This is a genomic window from Bowmanella yangjiangensis (assembly GCF_017255015.1).
In the GTDB taxonomy this organism is placed as follows: Bacteria; Pseudomonadota; Gammaproteobacteria; order Enterobacterales; family Alteromonadaceae; genus Bowmanella; species Bowmanella yangjiangensis.
In genome coordinates, this window is record NZ_JAFKCS010000291.1 from 1 (window position 1) to 1,013 (window position 1,013).

The 1,013-nt window shown below is 69.7% G+C and carries 2 protein-coding genes; both read left to right on the forward strand.

Translation table 11 applies throughout. The features are described from left to right. The coding region (locus J0A65_RS24050; RefSeq protein WP_206596790.1) for a hypothetical protein at positions 1–589 on the forward strand (589 nt) is incomplete at its 5' end. A 13-nt stretch (positions 590–602) separates the two neighbouring features. Next, a partial coding sequence (locus tag J0A65_RS24055) for a hypothetical protein (protein ID WP_206596791.1) occupies positions 603–1,013 on the forward strand: 411 nt, incomplete at its 3' end.

The window sequence follows — 1,013 nt, forward strand, 5'->3', positions numbered from 1 at the left end:
GGCCAGCGAACTGCTGCAGCGCCTGCAGGCGCGCCTGGATTTCCCCCTGCAGCCGCCAACAGCCGACTGGCAGACGCCCGCTGGCGTCGAGCGGGCGCCCGCAGGGATTTATCCACAGGCGCGGGCCGGCCTGTGCATGGTCGTCGCCGGGGCCCAGCTGGGCCGCCTGCACGCCGAACAGCTGCTGGCGCTCGCCGAGCTGAGCGAGCGGCATGCCGGCGGCGAACTGCGCCTGACCCCCTGGCAGGGCCTGCTGCTGGGCAACGTGCCACAGGCCGAGGCGGCAACCCTGAGCAACGCGCTGGGCGAACTCGGCCTGCTGCACGAGGCCGGCGACCCACTGCTCGGGCTGGTCGCCTGCACCGGATCGGCCGCCTGCGCCCGTGGCCTGGCCGACAGCACGCACCATGCGCTGCACCTGGCCGAACTGCTGCGCGCCAACGGCCCCCAGCCCGTCGCCGAAGGACTGCTCGGCTACGTCCTGCCCGGCGCCAGGATGCGCTGGCCGATGCCGAGCGGGGTTCGCAGCGGGCGCATACAGGCACGCATCAACGAGAGTCGCCAAGCGCAGGTACTGGCCACTGAGTAGCTCACTGCCCCTGATGCTGTTGCTGGCAGCCGTGCTCTGCATACGCACGGCCCATGCCGATGACGCCGAGCAACTGGCCCAGGCTCAGGTGCTGTATCTGGAACTGATCGTCAATCAACTGCCCAGCGGCAAGGTAACGGAAGTGAGAGAACATCAGGGCCGGCTGTTCGTCCAGCGCGAGGATCTGCTCGCCGCCGGCGTTCGCCTGCCCCCCGAGCCACCGCCCTGGGTCGCCCTGGACCGGATCGACGCGCTGCACAGCGACTATCAGCAGGAAAGCCAGCGCCTGCTGCTGACCCTGCCCAGCGAATGGCTGCCACACCAGCGCTTCGATCCCAGCAGCCTGAGCGAACCGATGCCGGCGCAAAGTGCCTTCGGCGCGCTGTTCAACTACGACCTCTACTACAGCCACACCGAGAACGCC